General features: G+C 60.8%; 20 protein-coding genes and 2 pseudogenes. 9 read left to right on the top strand and 13 right to left on the bottom strand.

Translation table 11 applies throughout. The features are described 5' to 3' along the window. From LOM8899_RS19250 to cysE, 4 genes and pseudogenes are all read left to right on the top strand, one after another. A pseudogene (locus LOM8899_RS19250) lies at positions 1 to 214 on the top strand (transposase); the annotation flags it as partial. A 569-nt stretch (positions 215 to 783) separates the two neighbouring features. Beyond that, positions 784 to 3,006: pseudogene (locus LOM8899_RS19245) on the top strand (baseplate multidomain protein megatron); the annotation flags it as partial. Next, positions 3,006 to 3,320 (top strand): DUF7742 family protein, encoded by a 315-nt coding sequence (locus LOM8899_RS24010; RefSeq protein WP_442345827.1) that lies wholly within the window; start codon positions 3,006 to 3,008, stop codon positions 3,318 to 3,320. The pseudogene LOM8899_RS19245 and the gene LOM8899_RS24010, both read left to right, overlap by 1 nt. A 75-nt stretch (positions 3,321 to 3,395) precedes the next feature. Next, positions 3,396 to 4,220 (top strand): serine O-acetyltransferase, encoded by an 825-nt coding sequence (gene cysE, locus LOM8899_RS19240; protein ID WP_093993878.1) that lies wholly within the window; start codon positions 3,396 to 3,398, stop codon positions 4,218 to 4,220. Positions 4,221 to 4,313: 93 nt separating this feature from the next. On the opposite strand, the gene LOM8899_RS19235 is transcribed toward cysE, so the two are convergent. The 7 genes from LOM8899_RS19235 to LOM8899_RS19205 form a co-directional block, all read right to left on the bottom strand. Then, positions 4,314 to 5,612, bottom strand: a complete 1,299-nt coding sequence (locus tag LOM8899_RS19235) for a pyruvate dehydrogenase complex dihydrolipoamide acetyltransferase (RefSeq protein ID WP_093993877.1) — start codon at positions 5,610 to 5,612, stop codon at positions 4,314 to 4,316. A gap of 12 nt (positions 5,613 to 5,624) precedes the next feature. Beyond that, complete coding sequence (locus tag LOM8899_RS19230; RefSeq protein ID WP_093993876.1) at positions 5,625 to 6,992, bottom strand: pyruvate dehydrogenase complex E1 component subunit beta; 1,368 nt, start codon at positions 6,990 to 6,992, stop codon at positions 5,625 to 5,627. 3 nt (positions 6,993 to 6,995) lie between these two features. Further along, entirely contained in the window at positions 6,996 to 8,018 is a 1,023-nt protein-coding gene (pdhA, locus tag LOM8899_RS19225; RefSeq protein ID WP_093993875.1) for a pyruvate dehydrogenase (acetyl-transferring) E1 component subunit alpha, read from the bottom strand. Positions 8,019 to 8,146: 128 nt separating this feature from the next. Continuing rightward, positions 8,147 to 8,446 carry an FtsB family cell division protein gene (locus tag LOM8899_RS19220; protein ID WP_093993874.1) on the bottom strand — a complete coding sequence of 100 codons (300 nt, stop codon included), beginning with the start codon at positions 8,444 to 8,446 and terminating at the stop codon, positions 8,147 to 8,149. A gap of 90 nt (positions 8,447 to 8,536) precedes the next feature. Next, positions 8,537 to 9,139: a hypothetical protein gene (locus LOM8899_RS19215; protein WP_093993873.1), complete on the bottom strand. Its 603-nt coding sequence runs from the start codon at positions 9,137 to 9,139 to the stop codon at positions 8,537 to 8,539. Positions 9,140 to 9,172: 33 nt separating this feature from the next. Further along, positions 9,173 to 10,102 carry a class I fructose-bisphosphate aldolase gene (locus tag LOM8899_RS19210; protein WP_093993872.1) on the bottom strand — a complete coding sequence of 310 codons (930 nt, stop codon included), beginning with the start codon at positions 10,100 to 10,102 and terminating at the stop codon, positions 9,173 to 9,175. 87 nt (positions 10,103 to 10,189) lie between these two features. Then, positions 10,190 to 11,365 (bottom strand): phosphoglycerate kinase, encoded by a 1,176-nt coding sequence (locus LOM8899_RS19205; RefSeq protein WP_093993871.1) that lies wholly within the window; start codon positions 11,363 to 11,365, stop codon positions 10,190 to 10,192. A gap of 126 nt (positions 11,366 to 11,491) precedes the next feature. Here LOM8899_RS19205 and LOM8899_RS19200 point away from each other — a divergent pair, with 126 nt between their 5' ends. The 4 genes from LOM8899_RS19200 (at position 11,492) to LOM8899_RS19185 (ending at position 14,645) form a co-directional block, all read left to right on the top strand. After that, positions 11,492 to 11,998: a peptidylprolyl isomerase gene (locus tag LOM8899_RS19200; RefSeq protein ID WP_093993870.1), complete on the top strand. Its 507-nt coding sequence runs from the start codon at positions 11,492 to 11,494 to the stop codon at positions 11,996 to 11,998. Beyond that, positions 11,991 to 12,536: a peptidylprolyl isomerase gene (locus LOM8899_RS19195; protein WP_093993869.1), complete on the top strand. Its 546-nt coding sequence runs from the start codon at positions 11,991 to 11,993 to the stop codon at positions 12,534 to 12,536. Before LOM8899_RS19200 ends, LOM8899_RS19195 begins: the two co-directional genes overlap by 8 nt. 93 nt (positions 12,537 to 12,629) lie before the next feature. Further along, entirely contained in the window at positions 12,630 to 13,604 is a 975-nt protein-coding gene (locus LOM8899_RS19190; protein WP_093993889.1) for a DUF3179 domain-containing protein, read from the top strand. Between the two features lie 135 nt (positions 13,605 to 13,739). Further along, entirely contained in the window at positions 13,740 to 14,645 is a 906-nt protein-coding gene (locus tag LOM8899_RS19185) for a DMT family transporter (RefSeq protein ID WP_093993868.1), read from the top strand. Here the strand turns inward: LOM8899_RS19185 and LOM8899_RS19180 are convergent. Further along, the gene (locus tag LOM8899_RS19180) at positions 14,620 to 15,081 is read right to left on the bottom strand and encodes a GNAT family N-acetyltransferase (RefSeq protein ID WP_093993867.1); all 462 of its coding nucleotides are present in this window, start codon (positions 15,079 to 15,081) and stop codon (positions 14,620 to 14,622) included. The two genes, LOM8899_RS19185 and LOM8899_RS19180, sit on opposite strands and share 26 nt — an antisense overlap. Next, positions 15,078 to 16,019 carry a nucleoside hydrolase gene (locus LOM8899_RS19175; RefSeq protein ID WP_093993866.1) on the bottom strand — a complete coding sequence of 314 codons (942 nt, stop codon included), beginning with the start codon at positions 16,017 to 16,019 and terminating at the stop codon, positions 15,078 to 15,080. The genes LOM8899_RS19180 and LOM8899_RS19175 overlap by 4 nt, the downstream gene beginning before the upstream one ends. 318 nt (positions 16,020 to 16,337) lie before the next feature. Here LOM8899_RS19175 and LOM8899_RS19170 point away from each other — a divergent pair, with 318 nt between their 5' ends. After that, positions 16,338 to 16,601: an EF-hand domain-containing protein gene (locus LOM8899_RS19170; RefSeq protein ID WP_093993865.1), complete on the top strand. Its 264-nt coding sequence runs from the start codon at positions 16,338 to 16,340 to the stop codon at positions 16,599 to 16,601. Between the two features lie 66 nt (positions 16,602 to 16,667). Here the strand turns inward: LOM8899_RS19170 and ilvN are convergent, their stop codons facing one another. From ilvN to LOM8899_RS19150, 4 genes are all read right to left on the bottom strand, one after another. Then, the gene (gene ilvN, locus LOM8899_RS19165) at positions 16,668 to 17,240 is read right to left on the bottom strand and encodes an acetolactate synthase small subunit (protein WP_093993864.1); all 573 of its coding nucleotides are present in this window, start codon (positions 17,238 to 17,240) and stop codon (positions 16,668 to 16,670) included. A 107-nt stretch (positions 17,241 to 17,347) separates the two neighbouring features. Further along, on the bottom strand, positions 17,348 to 19,099 hold the full coding sequence (locus LOM8899_RS19160; RefSeq protein WP_093993863.1) for an acetolactate synthase 3 large subunit: 1,752 nt from the start codon (positions 19,097 to 19,099) through the stop codon (positions 17,348 to 17,350). 390 nt (positions 19,100 to 19,489) lie between these two features. Further along, complete coding sequence (locus LOM8899_RS19155) at positions 19,490 to 20,125, bottom strand: response regulator transcription factor (RefSeq protein ID WP_093993862.1); 636 nt, start codon at positions 20,123 to 20,125, stop codon at positions 19,490 to 19,492. Continuing rightward, positions 20,122 to 21,585, bottom strand: a complete 1,464-nt coding sequence (locus LOM8899_RS19150) for a cache domain-containing protein (RefSeq protein ID WP_093993861.1) — start codon at positions 21,583 to 21,585, stop codon at positions 20,122 to 20,124. The genes LOM8899_RS19155 and LOM8899_RS19150 overlap by 4 nt, the downstream gene beginning before the upstream one ends. Positions 21,586 to 21,625 lie beyond the last annotated feature (40 nt).

Raw genomic sequence — 21,625 nt, 5'->3', positions numbered from 1 at the left:
AAAGACAAGGGGATACGCCCCTGCATCCCCGGTTGGAAGTCACGCCGCAAAGCTGTTCGCTACGACAAAACGGCGCTATCGCCACCGCAACCGCATCGAGATCATGTTCGGTCGCCTAAAAGACTGGTGCAGAGTCGCAACCTGCTATGACAGATGCGCCAAGATCTTCCTGTCCGCCGTCGCACTCGCGGAAACCGTCATGTTCTGGCTTTGAAGATCAATGAGCCTGAGCCCTAAGCTCCCAACGGTTATAGAGCGTTTTCAGTGTGCCATATTTCTTCGGCGTATCTCGCCATAGTACACCATGATGGTTTATGAATGTGATCCGGTCAGTACGCGCTGATGACCAACACGCCACTTACCGGGGATACGGGAAGGCAGGGTTCCAGACATATCTTCTGCGCATCGCTCAGCGAGAAAAGAAGATACATGCCCACTGTTCTGCTTTCGCGCACTGAATTATATCCTTCAATTGATATTTATGGGGCGTGAACCTACTTGAACGCCAACCGACTCGCGCTGATATTGGCCGGCTAGATGTTGCATTGTACAGGTCAATCAACCTTCACACTCTTTTTGCCGATGTCGACCGACATTGGCAAGTATTTGTGGCGGCAATCTTCAGCGGTCAGAATAATGGACCTTAGCGATGCGAGAAGCTGGGAGACAATAACTCTTGGAAATAGCGCTCCGCGGGTCCGCAAGGGCTATCGATTGAGGTTCATCATATTATTTTGCATTTGCGGTACCGCGGTGACCTGAGGCCAAGACTCTTTTCTGGACGCTGGCCCGATCCAAAACCTGGGCTATCTCACAGGCAATTTGGCGGGTGTAGAAGGATACGACTGGTATTACCATTCTCCGGAGGCCCTGTCCGCGCAGATCCGCACGCCTATCGAAGATTTTCACGGTGAGGATTGGGTCTGGCGTTACAAGGACATCAAGGGCTGGTCGCAAAACCAGCACCGGAACCGGATCAACGGTGTCAGGCAGGAAACGCCAACCGCTTGGGAACCCAAGAGCAAGCCGATCTGGTTTACCGAAATCGGTTGTGCTGCAATCGACAAGGGCACCAACGAGCCCAACAAGTTCCTCGATCCAAAATCATCGGAGTCGTTTCTACCAAGACATTCCAACGGGTTGCGCGACGACTTCATCCAAATGCAATATCTGCGGGCGATCCATCGGCATTTCGCGGACGACGAAGCGAACCCGGTCTCGGACGTTTATGGGGGCGCAATGGTCGACATGGCGCGCGCCCATGTTTGGGCGTGGGATGCACGTCCTTATCCGGCCTTTCCGCTCAACACCGAATTGTGGTCCGACGGGGCGAACTACGCGCGGGGGCATTGGATCAATGGTCGCAGCAGCTCGCGGTCGTTGGCCTCTGTCGTGGCTGAAATCTGCGAACGGGCCGGGATCGACAATGTGGACACATCCCGCCTTTATGGTGTGGTGCGCGGCTATCAGGTGGACGACACGGATACCGCAAGGTCCGCTCTTCAGGTGCTCATGGTGGCCTACGGCTTTGACGCCATAGAGCGGGACGGGATCTTGGAGTTCCGCAGTCGCGACGGCAGGGCCGATGCACAGATCACCGGAGATAATCTGGTATATGAGCAAGAAGGCATGCCGACGCTGGAGCTCACGCGTGCGCCGTCGGCCGAAGTTGTCGGAACCGCTAGGGTTGGGTTCGTCGATGCGGATGGCGACTATGAGATGCGCGCCGCGGAAGCGATCTTCCCCGATGACGCCTTGGCGTCCGTCAATCAAAGTGAACTGCCGCTCGCTTTGACCACGGGCGAAGGACGGCGGATCGCAGAGCGCTGGCTGGCGGAGGCAAGGGTTGCCCGTGATACGGCACGCTTCGGATTGCCCCCGTCCGGTATCCCCTATGGCGCTGGGGACGTGCTGGAAATCGATGCCGACGGGCGTCGCGATCTATGGCGCATCGACCGTGTCGAGACCACGACCTTTCAGGAAATGGAGGCGGTTCGGGTCGAGCCGGAGACCTATCGACCCAACGAGTCAATGGATGACGCCACACAGACCAAAGCGTTTGTTGCGCCGGTGCCGGTGGAGGCTGTTTTTCTCGATCTGCCGCTGTTGACGGGAGAAGAGCAACCTCACGCTCCACATGTGGCCATGACGTCGGAGCCGTGGCCGGGTCAGGTCGCGCTCTATTCCGCGCCACAGGACAACGGCTATGTCATCAACAAGGTGCTGCCCATCTCGGCGACGGTCGGCAGCACACAGACCAATATGGCAGCGGTGTCGCCGGGCCGTTGGGATCGAGGTCCTGCGCTGCGGGTGAAGCTGGTCCGAGGAAGCCTGCGGTCGGTATCCGAAGCGGAAGTGCTTTCCGGGTTGAACCTGGCCGCCATCGGCGACGGTCAAAGCGATACTTGGGAGGTGTTCCAGTTCGCCAATGCCGAACTCGTCGGTCCGAATACCTACGACATCACATTACGGCTGCGCGGTCAGGCCGGCAGCGACGGCGTGATGCCGCAGGATTGGCCGGAGGGGAGCCGGTTCGTTCTTCTAGATGGTGTGCCGACCCAAATCCAGTTGGCCAGCTCGGCTCGCGACGTCACTCAGCACTACCGCTGGGGCCCTGCACAAAAGCCAATCGACGATTCGACGTATCGACATCTTGAAACGGCGTTCCGCGGCATCGGGTTGCGCCCGTATTCCGTGTGTCATCTGCGAGCCGACTCCACCGAGAATGGTGATCTGACGGTAAGCTGGATACGTCGCACGCGGACTGGAGGAGACAGCTGGAACCAGAGCGATGTGCCTCTCGGCGAAACCACCGAACTCTATGATGTCAGCGTCACCGTTGACGGCGTGGTGAAACGGCAGACACAGGTCAGCTCTACGAGTTGGCTCTATACTGATGCCATGCAGACGGCGGATGGGACAGGGGAAGTCGTTGTCTCTGTAGCACAGGTGTCGGAGTCGTTCGGACCGGGGCCCGCGCGCTCGCTGCAACTGGCATCCAGCTGATGCGCCCGGTCTTGCCGAGTGATCTCGATGCATGCGCACGGGCTCTTATGCAAGGCCCAGCATGTGAGCGGGCGATCAAGGCCGATGGCATACTGCATGCAGCTGACCTTGCCGATCGGTTCCGCAAGCGGACGGGGCGTCTGCACCCTGACTTCGGCGATGGTTCGCTCGGCGCTGCGGCATGGCGGGCGGGGCAGGTGCCGCGTCCGCCGCGTTGCGACTCATCTTATTGTGAATGCTTGACTATGATGCTGGAAAGACTGAGCAATTGGCGCTCCCGAATGGCGGGCGGGAGGGAGGATCACACCTCGTGAACGATCACATCACGCCTTTTGTCTTTTCCGATCGTGCCTATTTGGAGTAGACAGGTCCAAACGGAGGCATGGCCAATGGCACAAAGACAACGCGCACTCGCCGAACTCGATCCTGTTTGGGACAGGATCTGCGGAGAGGCGGAAGCAGCGATCGCGGCAGAGCCACTTATGGGCGGCCTGATCCATTCGGGCATCTTGCATCACCGCACATTGGACCGGGCCTTGGCGTACCGGATTTCACTCAAGCTGGCATCTGGCGAAATGTCGGAGCAAATCCTGCGTGAAATCGCGGATTCGGCCTATGTGGCCGAACCAAAGTTGATCGAATCCGCGCGTGCGGACTTGGCCGCGATCTTCGAGCGGGACCCGGCCTGCCATCGGTTGATGCAGCCCTTGCTCTACTTCAAGGGCTTTCAGGCGATCCAAGCCTATCGACTTGGGCACTGGCTCTGGCAGCAGGGGCGGCACGATCTGGCCTATTTCATCCAGATGCGGGTGAGCGAAGTCTTCGGTGTGGATATCCATCCGGCCGCCCGTATCGGTAAGGGGCTGATGATAGACCACGCGCATTCCATCGTGATCGGTGAAACGGCGGTCGTTGGCGACAACGTGTCGATGCTGCATTCCGTCACTTTGGGCGGCACAGGCAAGGAAGACGACGATCGGCACCCCAAGATCGAAGACGGCGTGCTGATCGGGGCAGGGGCCAAGGTGCTTGGCAACATTCGGGTGGGTCACTGCAGCCGAATCGCGGCTGGATCGGTGGTGTTGGCCGACGTGCCCGCCTGCAAGACCGTTGCTGGCGTGCCGGCCAAGATCGTCGGCGAGGCGGGATGTGATCAGCCGGCCATTTCCATGGATCAGCTGCTCCAGATGACGCCGCGCGCTGGCCAGGACTGACGCGGGCCGCCGCCCAAACTAGACAGGATAATGAAAAAGGGCCCCGATGCGATCTACACCGGGGCCCTTTTTTCCATGTCTCGTCAACTGCCGTTAGGCGAGCATCACCATCGGGTTCTCAAGATTGGACTTGATCGCCTCAAGCAGTTGCGCACCGAGCGCCCCATCAATGACCCGATGATCGACAGACAAGGTCACGGACATCACCGTTGCCACGGCCAGCTCACCATCCGCGCCGACGACGGGCTTCTTGACGCCCGCACCAACTGCGAGGATCGCCCCATGTGGTGGGTTGATCACCGCATCGAAGTTGTCGATGCCGAACATGCCGAGGTTGGAGATGGCAAAGCTGCCGCCCTGATACTCGTGCGGAGCCAGTTTGCGATCCCGTGCGCGGGTCGCCAGATCCTTCATTTCGGCGGACAAAGCCGACAATGATTTCATCTCGGCGTCTTTCAGAACAGGCGTGAACAGGCCGCCTTCGATGGCCACGGCGACGGCCACGTCGGACGGCTTGAGCTTGAGGGTCCGATCTCCGGCCCAGACAGAGTTGGCGTCCGGGACGGATTGCAGTGCCAGAGCGCAGGCCTTGATGATGAAGTCGTTGACCGAAAGCTTCACGCCACGGCCTTCAAGCTGTTTGTTCAACTGCCCCCGGAATTTCAGCAGCGCATCCAACTGGATGTCGCGGCGTAGATAGAAATGGGGGATCGTCTGCTTGGCTTCGGTCAGGCGCGCTGCAATCGTCTTGCGCATCCCGTCGAGCTTGATTTCCTCGAACTCGCGGCCTTCGTACATCTTGAGAATCGCGTCGGTCGAAGGGCCAGCCGGAGCAGCGGCGGGAACGGCGGCTTTTGCAGGAGCAGAGGCTGCTGCGGGTGCAGCGGCCGCGCCGGGCTTGGCGTTCTCCACGTCGGCTTTGACAATCCGGCCATGAGGTCCGGAGCCATTGATTGCCGAAAGGTCCAAGCCCTTGTCCTTGGCAATGCGACGGGCCAGAGGCGACGCAAAGACGCGGTCGCCATCACCTTTCGGGGCAGGGGTGCTGGCAGGGGCCGCAGCTGGGGCGGCCTCTTCCTTTGGAGCCGCGTCTTCCGATTTCGGAGCGGCCTTGGAGGCGGGAGCAGAGCCGATATCATCGGCGCTCTCACCGTCTTCCAGTAGCACGGCAATCGCCGTGTTCACTTTCACGCCTTCCGTTCCTTCGGGAACCAGAATTTTGCCGACAACACCTTCGTCGACGGCTTCGAATTCCATCGTGGCCTTGTCCGTTTCGATTTCGGCGAGCAGGTCTCCAGAGGAGACGGTGTCACCCTCCTTGACCAGCCATTTCGCCAAGGTCCCTTCCTCCATCGTGGGGGACAGGGCGGGCATCAGGATTTCTGTTGGCATCGCTCGGTCTCCTTAGCGGTAGGTCACTTTTTTGACGGCATCGACCACTTCGTCCGTGGTCAACAGGGCGTGTTTCTCGAGGTTTGCGGCATACGGCATTGGCACGTCCTTGCCGGTGCAGGTGATCACCGGGGCGTCGAGGTAATCGAACGCCTCTTGCATGATGACCGAACTGATGTAGCCGCCGACGCTGCCTTGCGGCCAGCCTTCCTCGACAGTCACGCAGCGATTGGTCTTGCGCACACTCTCGAGAATGGTGGAGGTATCCATCGGGCGCAGCGACCGCAGGTCGATCACTTCGGCATCAATGCCGTCTTCGGCCAGCTTTTCAGCGGCTTGCAGGGCATAGGTCATGCCAATGCCAAACGAAACGATCGTCGCGTCGCTGCCCTCGCGGGCGATGCGTGCCTTCCCGAACGGGACAGTGAAATCATCCATGACAGGGACGTCAAAGCTGCGGCCGTAAAGGATTTCGTTCTCCAAAAAGATCACTGGGTTCGGGTCGCGAATAGCGGTCTTGAGAAGGCCCTTCGCGTCCGCGGCGGTATAGGGCATCACGACCTTGAGGCCAGGCACCTGCATATACCATGCCGCATAATCCTGGCTGTGCTGCGCACCGACACGGGCTGCGGCGCCGTTGGCACCACGGAACACCATCGGTGCCCCCATCTGCCCGCCGGACATATAGAGCGTCTTGGCGGCGGAGTTGATAATATGGTCAATGGCTTGCATGGCGAAGTTAAACGTCATGAACTCGACGATCGGGCGCAACCCGCCAAAAGCGGCGCCAACGGCGATCCCGGTGAAGCCATGTTCTGTGATCGGGGTGTCGATCACGCGCTTGGCGCCGAACTCGTCCAGCAGACCTTGGCTGATCTTGTAAGCGCCCTGATACTCGGCGACCTCTTCGCCCATCAGGAACACCGTATCGTCACGGCGCATTTCCTCGGCCATCGCATCACGTAGAGCTTCACGAACCGTCTGCGATTTCACCTCGGTGCCTTCCGGCCAGTCGGGGGTGCGGTCGGCTTTGGGCGCGGCGGGTGCCGTCGTCGGGGTGGCCTTTGGCGCCTCGGCCGGTGCCTCTTCGGCGGCCTCCGCGGGCGCAGAACTGGTTACAGCGGCATCGGCGCTCTCGCCCTCTTCCAGTAGCACGGCGATAGCGGTGTTGACCTTGACGCCTTCGGTGCCTTCCTCGACCAGAATCTTGCCGATCGTACCTTCGTCGACGGCTTCGAATTCCATCGTTGCCTTGTCGGTCTCGATCTCGGCCAGAATGTCACCGGAGGAGACGGTATCGCCTTCCTTGACCAGCCACTTTGCGAGTGTGCCTTCTTCCATGGTCGGCGACAGGGCGGGCATTAGAATTTGAGTTGCCATGTCTCAAGCCTCCTGCGGAACGGTTTCGGTGTAAATGTCTGTCCACAACTCTTCGAGTGCAGGCTCTGGGCTTTCTTTCGAGAATTCGGCTGCGGCGTTGACCACGTCTTTGATCTCTTTGTCGATGGCCTTGAGGTCTTCCTCGGAGGCGTGGTTTCCGGTCAGAAGGATCTGACGCACGTTTTCGATGGGGTCGCGCTCGTCGCGCATCTTCTGGACCTCTTCCCTCGTCCGATACTTGGCCGGATCCGACATCGAGTGGCCGCGATAGCGATAGGTCTTGACCTCGAGGATATAAGGGCCTTTGCCGTCACGGCAGTGCGCCACTGCGCGCTCGCCGGCCTCCTTGACCGCCAGAACATTCATCCCGTCGACCTCTTCGCCCGGAATGCCGTATGCGGCACCTCGTTCCCAGAGGGAGGGCGACTTGGTCGACCGCTGAACCGATGTGCCCATGGCATACTGGTTGTTCTCGATGACGAAGACGACGGGAAGGTCCCAAAGCTCGGCCATGTTGTAGGCCTCGTAGACCTGACCCTGGTTCGCAGCGCCATCGCCGAAGTAGGTGAATGTCACCCGACCATTGCCGAGATACTTGTCGGCAAATGCGAGGCCGGCGCCAATTGGAACCTGTGCTGCAACGATGCCGTGGCCGCCGTAGAAATGCTTCTCTTTCGAGAACATGTGCATCGAACCGCCCTTGCCCTTGGAAAAGCCGCCTTCACGTCCGGTAAGCTCGGCCATGATGCCTTTGGGGTCCATGCCACATGCCAGCATGTGGCCGTGGTCGCGATAGGAGGTGATGCGCTTGTCGCCTTCCTCTGCCGCAGCTTCCAATCCGACGACAACGGCCTCCTGCCCGATATACAGGTGGCAGAACCCGCCAATGAGCCCCATGCCGTAGAGTTGACCTGCCTTCTCCTCGAATCGGCGGATCAACAGCATTTCGCGGTAGTGGTGGAGTAACTCCTCGGCGGAAACGTTGGCCTTCTTGGCTGGTGTCGATGCGGTTTTCTTGGTCGCCATCTTATGCGGCTCCTCCGGTTCGAGAGATAGTTTAGCATTAAACGATCTTTACAACAGACAGCCGCGCATGGGTAGGGGCATTCTGTGAAGACAGAAAGCCAGACCCATTGATCAATGAAATGGCAGGTTTAGCGAATGACGATTTCGTCGCTGCGAACCAGGCCCAACACGTCCCGGGCCTGCTCGTCGAGCAGGTCAAGATCGAGGAAATCGTCAGAGAGCCGGTGTGTAAGGTTCTCCATCCGCGCCACTTCTGCCGTCAGAACCGCCAGTTCTTGCGTCAGTTGACGGGCTTCGCCCTGAACCTCGGCCCGGCGGAAGACGCCGTATGTGCCCTGCACCGCGGCAAAGGTGAAATAGAGCCCGAGCAGCACCATGACGCCCAAGAAGGCGACGGATCCCAGTGCTGGTCGATTGCGTTGATTCATTGCTCTGCCTTTGCCACGGCCTCTATCTGGGCCGTTTCAAGTAGAATCGCATATTCGAATCGGTTTGTGAATCCTTAATTCGAGAAACCGTCACATTCCCTGAATTGATCCTTGCGTCGAGAATTCACCTGCAATCGGTTTGCAGTCCGATGTGTCCGGTGGGGCTTCTCGGCTGGCCGCTCTGCACAGAGTTGCCACAAACGTGCCAAAGATCTCGCCATACACTTCGCTGATATCGACCGGCGGTGCGATCTGGGTGACTTGTAGCCGCGCATCCGGTCCACTGACATATCGCGGGGCGTCATAGCCCGGCGTGTCTATCACCGCGATGACGACATTGCCGGCAGCACCCGGCACAGCACCCTGCGGCAGCTCCGCTTCAATTCTGAGACGGCCGAAATCCTCGCGGTTGTCCTGATCCGGAAGATACCCCCCGACATACAGCAGCGTGGTCCCATCATAGGTGGTGACATTGGCTGAAGGGTCGATTGCGCCGACCGAGAAATCAAGCGTGTTCCATACAGTGGGCTGGCCGGCATAGGTCGAGGTGATCCGGCCCAAAACCGGCAAGGGACGGGCAGGGCCCGCATCCAACACGGTGTAGACGCTCTCGGGCTCGATCAGTTGGTCGCTGGGGGCCTGTTGGCAAGCTCCCAGCGCCAGGAACGCAGTTAGAAGTGCGACGCGATACATGCGCTCCCCTTAGACTTTGCACCGACCTTCGTGTCAGGCTTTGCCTTTGTAGATATCCACCAGCTTGCCGAGCATATCAAGCGCATCGGCCCGGCTCCGCTGGAACGAGTTGCGGCCGATGATCGATCCGTTGCCACCGCCATCGCGGATCGCACGGGCGTCGTCGAACACAGCGTCCGCGCCCTTTGCGGCCCCGCCCGAGAACACAATGAGCCGGCGGCCGTCAAAGGCCGATTGCACGCAATGGCGGACGCGTGCGGCCTGGGTCGCGATGTCGATCTCTTGCGCCTCATAGACCTTCTTGGCTTCGGGCAGCATGAGATGATCGGTGCCGAGTTTGATCTTGATGATATGGGCGCCCAGCAGGGCAGCTATGTGGGCTGCATAGGCCGCAACGTCGATGGCGGTTTCTCCGTCCTTGGTCACGCCTTCTCCGCGAGGATACGACCAGATGACAGTCGCCACGCCCTTGTCTGCGGCTTCGCGGCGCATCTCCTTGATCTCCTCGATCATGTCGATCGCCATGTCCGAGCCGGGGTAGATGGTAAACCCGATCGCGGCACAGCCAAGGCGCAGGGCGTCATCCACACTGGCCGTCACAGCCTGGTTTTTGCCCGCCGTTCCCGACATCAGCGAATTGGCGGAATTGACCTTGAGGATCGTCGGAATTTGACCGGCGAACGTATCGGCCCCGGCCTCGAGCGGCCCGAGTGGTGCGGCATAGGCATTCAATCCGGCGTCAATCGCAAGCTGATAATGGTAGTGGGGGTCATAGCCCGCAGCGTTTGGCGCAAAGGACCGCGCCGGGCCGTGTTCGAAGCCTTGGTCGACCGGCAGGATGATCATCTTGCCCGTGCCGCCCAATTTCCCTTCCATCAGAATGCGGGCCAAGTTCGCCTTAACGCCGGGCGCTTCGCCTTCGTAATTGGACAGGATTTTCTGCACGACACGGGTGGTTTTCATCTTGGATTTCCTCGATCAGACTGGTTGCCCTCGAATAAGCCAGCGAAGGGGAGAGTTGCAATTCTGTTAGCGCAACCGCTCCGCAGATTAGCCGAGAGCGGCCACGCCGGGCAGGGTCTTGCCCTCCATCCACTCGAGGAACGCGCCTCCTGCGGTCGAGATATAGCTGAACCCGTCGGACTGGCCTGCCGCGTTGATCGCGGCGACCGTGTCACCGCCGCCCGCGATCGAGACCAGCCGCCCCGCCTTGGTTTCCGACGCGATCGCATCGAGCATGGCGAATGTTGCGGTCTGGAACGGCTCCATTTCGAATACGCCGAGAGGCCCGTTCATCACGAGGGTCTTGGCGTTTTCGATGACGGAGACGATCTTTGCGACGGTATCGGGGCCCGCATCAAGGATCATGGCGTCGGCAGGGCAGGCCGACACGTCGACTGTCTCATGCGCGGCATTGGCCTTGAACTCGCGGGCGACCACGATGTCGGAGGGCAGGATGATCTCGCAGCCTGCGGCCTCGGCCTTGCCCAAAATCTCGCGGGCGGTGTCGGCCATTTCGTGCTCGGCCAATGATTTGCCAACGTCGATACCCTGAGCGGCAAGGAATGTATTGGCCATCCCACCACCGATAACCAGATGATCCACGCGGGTCACCAAGTTGCCCAGAAGGTCGAGCTTGGTCGACACCTTTGCGCCACCCACGACAGCCACGACAGGACGCTCGGGATTTCCGAGAGCCTTTTCAAGTGCACCCAGTTCCTCCGCCATCAGGCGGCCGGCGCAAGCCGGCAGGAGGCGCGCAATGGCTTCTGTGGATGCATGGGCGCGATGCGCTGCGGAGAAGGCGTCGTTGCAGTAGATGTCTCCGAGGCTGGCCAGCCGTGCCGCGAAGTCGGGATCGTTCTTTTCCTCGCCGGGGGCGAAGCGGACATTTTCGATCAGCAGGATATCGCCGTCTTCCAGTGCGTCGACAGCGGCGGCGTATTGGCCGTCGGCAAACTTGACGGGCTGGCCAAACGCGGCCTCAAGCGCGGGTAGCGTCACACGCAGGCTCATGTCGGGAACCACTTTGCCCTTGGGGCGACCAAAGTGGGCCATGAGGATCGGTTTGCCGCCCTTCGCCAGAATATCCTTAACCGTCGGAACAATGCGTTCAATCCGGGTCGGATCGGTGACGCGACCGTCCTCGACGGGCACGTTAATATCTACGCGGACCAAGACGCGCTTTCCTGCAAGGTCCATGTCATCAAGCGATTTCCAGCCCATTTCGGCCTCCTGTCGGTGGTTTCCCAATCAACTGACGCGACTGTGCGCTCAGGTCAACAGGCACGTGCTTGGCAATTCTGGTCCGGCACCATAGGTTGTGCCGAAATCTGCAAACAGGAGGGCCAGATGGCCGACTACAAAGACCCCGAGAATACGATCCTGATCGAATTGAAAGACGGACAGGTGGTGATCGAACTGCTGCCGGACGTGGCGCCGTTGCATTGCGCGCGGATGAAGGAGCTCGCGCGTTCCGGTGCCTACGACAACGTGGCGTTTCACCGGGTCATCGACGGGTTCATGGCGCAAACCGGTGACGTGGCCAACGGCAACATGGAAAAAGACTTCAGCATTCGCCGGGCTGGCACGGGTGGATCGGACATGCCGGACCTGCCGGCTGAGTTCTCCAAGATCCCGCACGCTCGTGGCTCCATCGGCGCGGCCCGGTCGTCCAACCCGAATTCGGCCAACAGCCAGTTCTTCATCAACTTCAAGGACAACGATTTCCTCAACGGTCAGTATACCGTCTACGGTCAGGTCGTGTCCGGCATGGAGCATGTCGACAAGATCGCCAAGGGTGAGCCGCCCGCCAACCCAGACCGGATGATCAGCGTCAAGGTTGCCGCAGATGCGTAACCTTGCACTACTGGCGATGTTTGCCGCCACCCCGGCCTTTGCGACCGGTCTCGAGATCGACGTGACCGGCGAGGCCAACGGCACCATCGTCATCGACCTGTTCGAAGACGTGGCTCCAAATCATGTCGCACAGATCACCGCGCTTGCGGCTGATGGGCTCTATGACGGCGTGGTGTTCCACCGTGTCATCGAGGGCTTCATGGCGCAAACCGGCGATGTGCAATTCGGTCGCAAGGGCGAAGACATGCGGATGGCCGGGATGGGTGGCTCCGAACTTCCCGACATCGCGGCGGAGTTCTCGGACATCACCTTTGATCGGGGTGTCGTCGGGATGGCGCGTGCGCAGGATCCGAACTCGGCCAATAGCCAGTTCTTTATCATGTTTGCACCCGGTCCCTTCCTGGATGGGCAATACACAGTGGTCGGCGAAGTCACCTCGGGCCTCGAGGTGCTTGACCAGATCAAACTGGGTGCCGGGCAGAATGGAGCCGTCATCGGCGAGCCCGACATGATGTCCGCGGTGCGGGTCACCGAGTAGACCAAACGCTTCTCGCGCTCTGTCACAAGGGCGCGAGGGGACTATGCAAAACCTCTCAGATCGTCACCCTGTGCCGCACAGGTGGAGGGCGACATGCGCAAATTTCTGGCTTCTTTGATTGTCGGGCTTGGTCTGACTGCAAACGCAGCAGGGGCAGACCCGACTGATTGGGCGCGTGAGTGGCCGAATACCGATTTCGACGTCACGGCAATCGAGGCATGGGGGGAAATCCTGTCGGGAGGACCGCCACGCGACGGCATCCCCGCAATCAACGCCCCAGACTTCCTGCCTGCATCCGAAGAAACACGGATAGATGCTGTAGAGCCTGTCATGGTGCTTGAGATCGAGGGCCAGACGCCGCGGGCCTATCCGGTGCGCTATCTGATCTGGCACGAGATCGTCAATGACGAGGTCGGAGGCATTCCTGTAGCCGTCACCTTTTGCCCTCTGTGCAATTCCGGCGTCGTATTCGACCGGCGGGTCGGAGCCGACACGCTGACGTTTGGCGTGACGGGCAAGTTGCGAAACTCGGACATGATCATGTTTGACCGTGAAACCGAAAGCTGGTGGCAACAGGCGACAGGCCAAGGGATCGTCGGTGACATGACGGGGGTGGAGCTAGAGATGCTTCCAGGATGGCTCGAAGGCTGGTCAAGTTTCAAGGAGCGCAACCCGAATGGCTTGGTGATGAACCAGCCTGTAGGGTTCAATCGCGATTACGGGCGGAATCCATATGGCGGTTACGACAGCTCGGCGCGGCCGTTCCTCTACAGGGGTGAGATGCCGCCGCACGGTATCCCGCCATTGGCGCGGGTGGTGCGCGTCGGTGACAGAGCGTGGCCCCTCAGCCTGCTGTCTTCTGCTGGCGAGATATCCGCCGCCGGGTTGACGCTGTCGTGGGAGGCGGGGCAGGCGTCGGCTTTGGACGATGCCACAATCGGCGACGGCCGGGAGGTCGGCAATGTGCGCGTGCGGGATTCCGATGGGCGAAGCGTTGTGCATGACGTGATGTTCGCATTTGCCTTCCATGCCTTCTGGCCGGAAGGTCAATGGATGCTGCCGGAATGAGCGTGCTTCGCACGCAATTGATGAGCGGTTTGGGGGCGCTGCCCCCGCGCTTTCGCGCTCCCCCGGGATATTTCTAACCCAAAGAAAACTGTGTGAGTGCTTGACAGTGACGTGTCGCCTGATCATGCGGGCGGGATGGACAAAAAAGATCGGATCGATGGCTTCGGGGTTGTGGCGCTGACCGGTTTCGCCGTCCTATTGGCGTTCAATCAGGTGGTGATCAAGGTTGCGAATGGTGGGCTTCAACCCGTGTTCTTTGCGGGAATCCGCTCGCTCGGAGCGGTCCTGTGCTTGCTGGCATGGTTGCGATTTCGCGGTATTCCGCTGGATTTCGGCAGGGGTGCGGTCAGGTGGGCCGGCCTTGCGATTGGTCTCGTCTTCTCGTTCGAGTTCATGTTCTTGTTCATCGCTCTGGATTTGACCACTGTCGGTCGCAGCGCCGTGTTGTTCTATTCGATGCCGGTCTGGATGGTCATCGGCGCACATCTGTTTGTGCCTGGAGAGCGGCTCTCCGGGGGCAAGATCGCTGGCCTCGTTCTGGCGCTATTGGGGGTCGTTTGGGCGATGCTTGGCCGGGTTCCGGGGGTGGGAAGCCTTTGGGGCGATCTTGCGGCGGTCGTGGCGTCAATATTGTGGGCGGCGACCGGGCTACTGGCGAAATCCTCGGCCCTTCGTCAGCTGCGCCCGGAGATGCAGTTGATCTGGCAGGTAGGCGTATCGGCCCCGGTTCTGCTGGTGATGTCCCTGTTTTACGGCGATTTTATCCGCGACCTCGCGCCAATTCATCTTTGGGGGCTGGCGTTTCAGATCGTCGTCGTCGTCAGTGCGGGTTATCTCTTCTGGCTGTGGCTTTTGTCGATTTATCCTGCGTCAGGAGTTGCCTCGTTCAGCTTTCTCTCGCCGATATTCAGCGTGTTCTTGGGGTGGCTCCTGCTAGATGAAGCGATTGCGCCGTCCCTTGTCGTCTCGCTTTTGCTGGTCGTGGCAGGGATCATCCTGATCAATCGACACGTGCCTAGAGCAAATCCGTCATCACCGTGAGATCGGTGTTCGTGGCAAAGCCGGCCCCGCCGAAAAAGTGCTCGGCTGCGGCCGCAGCACTGGGCAGTCTGACGTGCAGTGCCTTCAGCCCGGCCTGTCGCAGCGATACGGCGATGGCATGCAGAACCTCGGTTCCTATCCCGCGCCGACGGACGTTGGGTCGGATGAACACGTCTTCAACCCAGCCCTCGCGGCCCGCTAGCGGTATTGACCATCCAAATGTGACGATCGCATAGCCCAACGGAGCGCGCGTCGGACCGATCAGCCAGATCGCACCTTCGCTGCCGCCTTGCAGCAGCGGTCCAACCGCACGCCGGGCAAGCGCGTTGTCGGAATCGTCCCATGGTGCGCCGCCCGCTTCCGTATCGCGCCGCTCCATCAGGGAAAGGACCTGGGGCTGCTGTTCCGCAGTGGCCAGCGTGATGGCCGTCGTCACAGCCGTGCCAATCGTTCGGTGAGCAGGGTGAAGAACCCTTCGGTATCCACATCGCCGATGAAAAAGGCATTGTCCGGTCGATCCGTCACGCGCCACCAGTCGGCCACTGTCATGCCACGCGTCAGGTCCGAGGCGACCTCGATCTCCACGTTGATCTTGCGGCCGGAAAAGAGCTCGGGCTTGATCAGATAGGCTATGACACAGGGATCGTGCAGCGGTGCACCTTCGGAGCCGTATTTCTCCTTGTCGAACCTCTCGAAAAAATCGGTCCAAGCCGCGACCGTATCACCGACGGCCGAGTTCATCGCGCGGAAGGCATCGATGCGCGGGGTCGTCGTGAGCACCTTGTGCGTCGCGTCGAGGGGCAATACCACAAGCGGCACGCCGGCGCCGAAAACGTGCGCCGCCGCTTCCGGATCGACATAGATGTTGAACTCGGCGGCGGGGGTGATGTTGCCCACCTCGAAATAGGCGCCGCCCATCAGGACGATCTCTTGCACCCGCTCCACAATATCGGGGGCCTTCAGAAATGCCGCAGCGATATTCGTGAGAGGGCCAAGCGGGCACAACGTCACCGTGCCGGGTGCTTCGCGGCGTAGCGTTTCGATGATGAAATCGACGGCGTGCTGGTCCTGAAGCGGCATCGTCGGGTCGACCATTTCGGGGCCGTCGAGACCTGTCTTGCCGTGCACGTGTTCGGCAGTGACCAACGGTCGGGACAGGGGCGCGTCGCAACCGGCAAAGACAGCGACATCCGGTCGCCCAGCCAGTTCGCAAACGATCCGGGCGTTCTTTTGTGTAAGCGCCAAAGGCACGTTGCCCGCAACGGCCGTAATGCCGAGCACTTCAAGCTCATCAGGCGAGCCGAGCGCCAAGAGGATTGCGACGGCGTCATCCTGGCCGGGGTCTGTGTCGATGATGATCTTGCGGGGGGACATGGGGGGCTCTCTGCTATTTTGTGGCGCACTCAATCAGCAAAGGCCGCGGGAATCCAGCCCTGCTTTCGCGTCACGCGGGCATAGGATCAGCGTCGGTTTGCCGATTTTTCCGCCGAGATCGGTGGGGTTTGGCGCATGGCACCCGAGCGGGGCTTGCTCGGCGGAGCGGCGCGGAGCCTGCAGACAATTTTGGGCTTGGTTTCGCGCAGTTGGGGTGTTTTCCGGCGACGCTGTCGCGCCGGTTGTGCGGGCTTGTCAGGGTGGGCCCAGAAGGCAGCCGCCTTCGACCATGTCCAACAATCACAGGAGACAAGATCCATGAAAACCGCAAATCCCAAGACAATCGCCCTGTCGTGCATTGCCGTGGCCCTTCTGGCCGGCGCAGCGGCGGCGCAGGAGGTCGACCCGATGATCGACGTCAATGGAGACGGGATGCTGAGTTTCCCGGAACTTCTCACCGCATATCCGGCGATGACGGAAGAGGCGTTTTCGACGATGGATACGACAGGCGATGGCGTGCTTGACGCGGATGAAACAGCAGCCGCGATCGAGGCCGGTCAGTTGACCCCGACGGAAGGCTAACAGCCTGATATCATGTTATAAGAACGGTTCCGCGCGCTTGGAGTCTCCAGGCGCGCGGGAGGCGTGTCAGGCTTGGGTCTTGCTGCCGCGGGAGAGGGCGGCGACGCCGGTACGGGCGACTTCTTGCAGACCGAGCGGGCGCATCAGTTCGGCAAAGGCGTCGATCTTTTCCGGAGTGCCGGTGATCTCGAACACGAAATTCTCCAGCGTGCTGTCCACCACATTGGCCCGGAAGATATCTGCCAAACGCAGGGCTTCGACGCGCTTTTCGCCGGTGCCGGCAACCTTGAACAAGCCCAGTTCACGCTCGACCGAGCTGCCCTCGACCGTCAGGTCATGGACCTCGTGGACCGGGATGATCCGACCCAGTTGTGCTTGAATTTGCTCGATAATATGCGGGGTTCCGACGGTCACGATGGTGATGCGGCTGCGGTGTCCGGTGTGGTCGACCTCGGCCACGGTGAGGCTTTCGATGTTATAGCCGCGGCCGGAAAACAGACCGATCACGCGGGCCAGAACGCCGGGTTCGTTCTCGACGACGACGGCCAGCGTATGCCGTTCGACGACCTCTGCATTGGGGTCGCGAAGGTTGTATGCGGAGTGGCTCGACGAGCCTTTCTTAATCTTAAGGGGGGCCATTTTTCAGGTCTTTCTGGCTTGGATAATGCGTCGGTATCACGTCGGTATGGCGTAGGTGTCGTTGTCCGCCCCAGGTGTTAACCTTTGGAGCGGACAATTGGTTAATGTCAGACCATCACCGCGCCGCCCGCGTCGATCGCCCCCTTGGTCGAGGCTTCGCCGAGCAGCATTTCGTTGTGGGCCTTTCCGGACGGGATCATCGGGAAACAGTTTTCGTGTTTCTCGACCAGGCAATCAAAGAGCACCGGTCCGGGGTGATTGATCATCTCCATGATCGCATCGTCCAGATCGGCGGGATCCTTGCACTGGATGCCCTTGGCACCGAACGCCTCGGCCAGCTTGACGAAATCGGGCAGGGCGTCCGACCACGAATGCGAATAGCGCTCGCCGTGCAGAAGCTCTTGCCACTGGCGCACCATGCCGAGCCGCTCGTTGTTCAGGATGAACTGCTTGACCGGCAGGTTGAACTGCATCGCGGTGCCGAGCTCTTGCATGTTCATCAGCCATGACGCCTCGCCCGCCACGTTGATGACCAGCGCGTCGGGATGGCCCATCTGCACCCCGATGGAGGCCGGGAAGCCGTAGCCCATGGTGCCGAGCCCGCCGGAGGTCATCCAGCGATTGGGATCCTCAAAGCCCAGGAACTGCGCCGCCCACATCTGGTGCTGGCCCACTTCGGTGCAGATGTAGCGGTCGTGGTCCTTGGTCAGTGCTTCGAGCCGTTCGAGCGCGTATTGCGGTTTGATCACGGTCGAGGAGGGCTTGTACTTCAGGCAGTCGACGGCCTGCCACGTCCTGATCTTGTCCCACCATTTGGACACGGCTTCGGCGTTGGTCTTGCGTCCGCGCGATTTCCAGACCTTCAGCAGGTCTTCGAGCACATGCGCCACATCGCCGAGGATCGGGATATCGACCCGGATCACCTTGTTGATCGAGCTTGCGTCGATGTCGATATGCGCCTTGACCGATTTTGGGCTGAACGCGTCGAGCCGCCCGGTGATCCGGTCGTCGAACCGCGCCCCGATGTTGATCATCAGGTCGCAGTCGTGCATCGCCATGTTGGCCTCGTAGAGCCCGTGCATCCCGAGCATCCCGAGCCACTTGTCGCCCGATGCCGGATAGGCACCCAACCCCATCAGCGTGGAGGTGATCGGAAAGCCCGTCGCTTCGACCAGCTCGCGCAGCAGCTGGCTGCCCGCAGGCCCGGTGTTGATCACGCCACCGCCGGTGTAGAAGATCGGCCGCTTTGCCGTCTCCATCGCCTTGGCCAGCTCGGTGATCGCGTCGATGTCGCCCTTGAGCTGCGGCTGATAGTGGCTCTTGCGCAGCTTCTTTTCGGTGTAGTTGCCGGTGGCGAACTGCACGTCCTTGGGAATGTCGACCAGCACGGGGCCGGGCCGCCCGGAGGTGGCCACGTGGAAGGCTTCGTGCAGGGTCGCCGACAGGGTGTCGGTTTCCTTGACCAGCCAGTTATGCTTGGTGCAGGGCCGTGTGATGCCTACGGTGTCCGCCTCTTGGAAGGCGTCAGAGCCGATCATGAACGTCGGAACCTGACCTGTCAGCACGACGATCGGGATCGAATCCATCAGCGCGTCGGTCAGCCCGGTGACGGCGTTCGTCGCACCGGGGCCGGAGGTCACAAGCGCCACGCCGGGCTTGCCCGTTGCGCGGGCATAGCCTTCGGCGGCATGCACCGCCCCCTGTTCGTGCCGCACGAGGATGTGCCGAATGTGGTTTTGCTGAAAGATCTCGTCATAGATCGGTAGGACCGCGCCACCGGGATAGCCGAATACGGTATCGACGCCCTGATCGCGCAGAGCTTCTACCACCATCTTGGCACCGGTCATCGTTTTGTTCATCGGTCTCTTTCGTCCTTCTGATCTGGCTCGTATCGGTTTTCGTCGTTTGGCATAAAAAAGCCCCCGAGGCTGTCGGGGGCGCATGGGAAGCTGTTCAGGCAATACCGTTACCGGCCCATGCGCGTGTGTCCTACAATGACTAGAAGCTGGATCATCACGTTCCCTTTTCTGCGTGCCGAAACCTTATGCATGTGACGCCGAGAGCGTCAATGCCAGATTCTGAATAAAGTGACGGGAAATGCCCTTCGGGCGCAACTTTATTACAAAATGCCGCAGGGGAGGCTGTTTGGCGTTTGGAGTTTCCGCCGTATTCCGGCCTTTTGGCCCGGGCAGACCGCCGGTCTCTGCGACAACGGAGAAGGTGCCGGGACAGGCCGGCTCGGGGTTGGGTCAGACCCCGGTGCCCTGTAGGACGCCGTGCTCCATCGCATAGCGTGTCAGGCCCGCAGTTGAACTGATCCCGAGCTTGCTCTTGATGTTCTTGCGGTGGGTTTCCACCGTCCGCACCGAGATACCCAGATCGCTGGCCACTTCCTTGTTGGACTTGCCGCGCGCCAGTTGCAGCAGGATCGTCTGCTCCCGATTGGTCAGCGGTTCGCGGCCATCGGCGGTGCGCGGCGTCAGCGAGCCGCGCGCCCCGGTGCAGAGGTAGCGCTTGCCGGCCATGACCGCGTCGATGGCGGTCTTGATCTCTTCGGTGGGCACGTCCTTGAGCACATAGCCCATCGCGCCGTGGCTGAGCGCCGTGGAGATGTATTCCGGGCTGTCATGCATCGACAGGATCAGCACACGGGTGTCGGGCGCGCGTTCGAGCATGATCTCCGTCGCGGTCAGCCCGCCCATGACGGGCAAGTTCAGATCCAGCAGGATCACGTCGGGGTTCAACGCCTCGAGGTGATCGACCGCCTCTTGCCCGTTGCTGAGCGTCGCCACGATTTCGATGTCGTCGTAGGTTTCGAGGATCGACTGGATCCCTTCGGCCACCATCGGGTGATCGTCTACGATCATCACTCGGGTCACGGTCATGCGGATTTCCTTCCGTTGCCGCCAGAGGCCTGTTCGGGCGGCAGCATGTGGCTGAGCGGGACTTGCGCCTCGATCGTCGTCCCGGAGGCTGATGACATAACCCGCAGGGTGCCGTCCAGTTGTTCGATACGCTCGGCCATGTTGCGCAGGCCGAGGCCGCCCTTCTGGTCGCGCGGTCTGGCGCGGGCGGGCAGGGGCCAGACCATTCCGTTGCCGTTGTCGCTGATCCGTAGCACCGCGCCGTGCCGGTTGCCCCGGATCGTGAGGGTGACCTTGGACGCGTCTGCGTGCCGCTCGATATTGGTCAGGGCCTCTTGGGCAATCCGGTAGAGTGCGATCCGCGCGTCCTGGTCGAGCCGGTTGCGGAACACCACGGTTTCGAAATCGACGGCGATCCCGGTTCGGGTGCTGAAATCGTCGGTGAGCGCCTGAAGCGCTGGCCCGAGGCCCAGATCGTCGAGCAGGCCGGGCCGCAGGTCGCGGCTGATCCGGCGCACTTCCTGAATGGCGCCGCCGAGGCTGGCGATCCCCTTGTCGAGGCTCTCGCCCGAGCGGGCATCGCCCATCGCCAGCCGCCGCCGCGCCAGTTCGAGCGCATAGCGCACGCCGACGAGGATTTGGCTGATACTGTCGTGCAATTCACGGGCCACGCGCCCGCGCTCTTCCTCTTGGGTGTCGATCACCCGCTGCGTCAGCTCCTTGAGCTTGGCATCAGCCAACCGCCGTTCGCGCAGGTTGAGCAGAAAGCCGGACATGAACACCACAAAGAGCGCGATCACCGCGATCGCGAGGATGTAGACCGACGTCTGTTCGATCCGCGCTTCGACCTCGGCCCGCGAGGCGGCAACGGTCGTCTGAACGTCGTCGATGAAAATGCCGGTGCCGACCGCCCATTTCCAATCCTGAAGCCCGGTCACATAGACCAGCATCCGCGCCGTTTCCCCGGTCGAGGGCTTGGGCCAGTCGAATTCGTGATAGCCCGACCCGGACCGCGCCAGCCGGATCAGCTCATCGGTGATCGGCACACCGTTGATGTCCGTCATCCCGGCCCAGTTGCGGCCGATCAACTGGGTCTGACGGGGTGCTACCAGATTGGTCCCGTCGTAATTGAAGACGAAGAAATAGCCGTCCTGCCCGTAGATCATCGACGACAGAATCCGGGTGACCTCGAGCTGGGCCTGCGCATCGTCGGGGGCCGCCCGTCCATAGATGTTGACGAAACCGGTCCGCGCAATCGAGATGTAGTTGCGCAATTCGGCGCGTTTGGCCTCCAGCAGCTGTGCCTCGAGAGCGGCGATCTCGCGGTCGGCCAGTTGCCGCGATTGGTTGGCGACCACGACGGCGATCAGACTGACCGCCAGCAGCATCGGCACCGCCGCCAGAAGAAAGACCTTCTGCCGGTAGCTGGGCGACAGCCAGCCAAGAAGGCGTCGCAACAGGTGGGGTGCATCATCTGGCATCTGTCCGATTCGATAGCCGGGAATCGGGTGCGAATCAAAG

The organism is Flavimaricola marinus (genome assembly GCF_900184895.1).
Lineage (GTDB): Bacteria > Pseudomonadota > Alphaproteobacteria > Rhodobacterales > Rhodobacteraceae > Flavimaricola > Flavimaricola marinus.
This window is presented reverse-complemented; position numbering and strand designations above follow the sequence as displayed.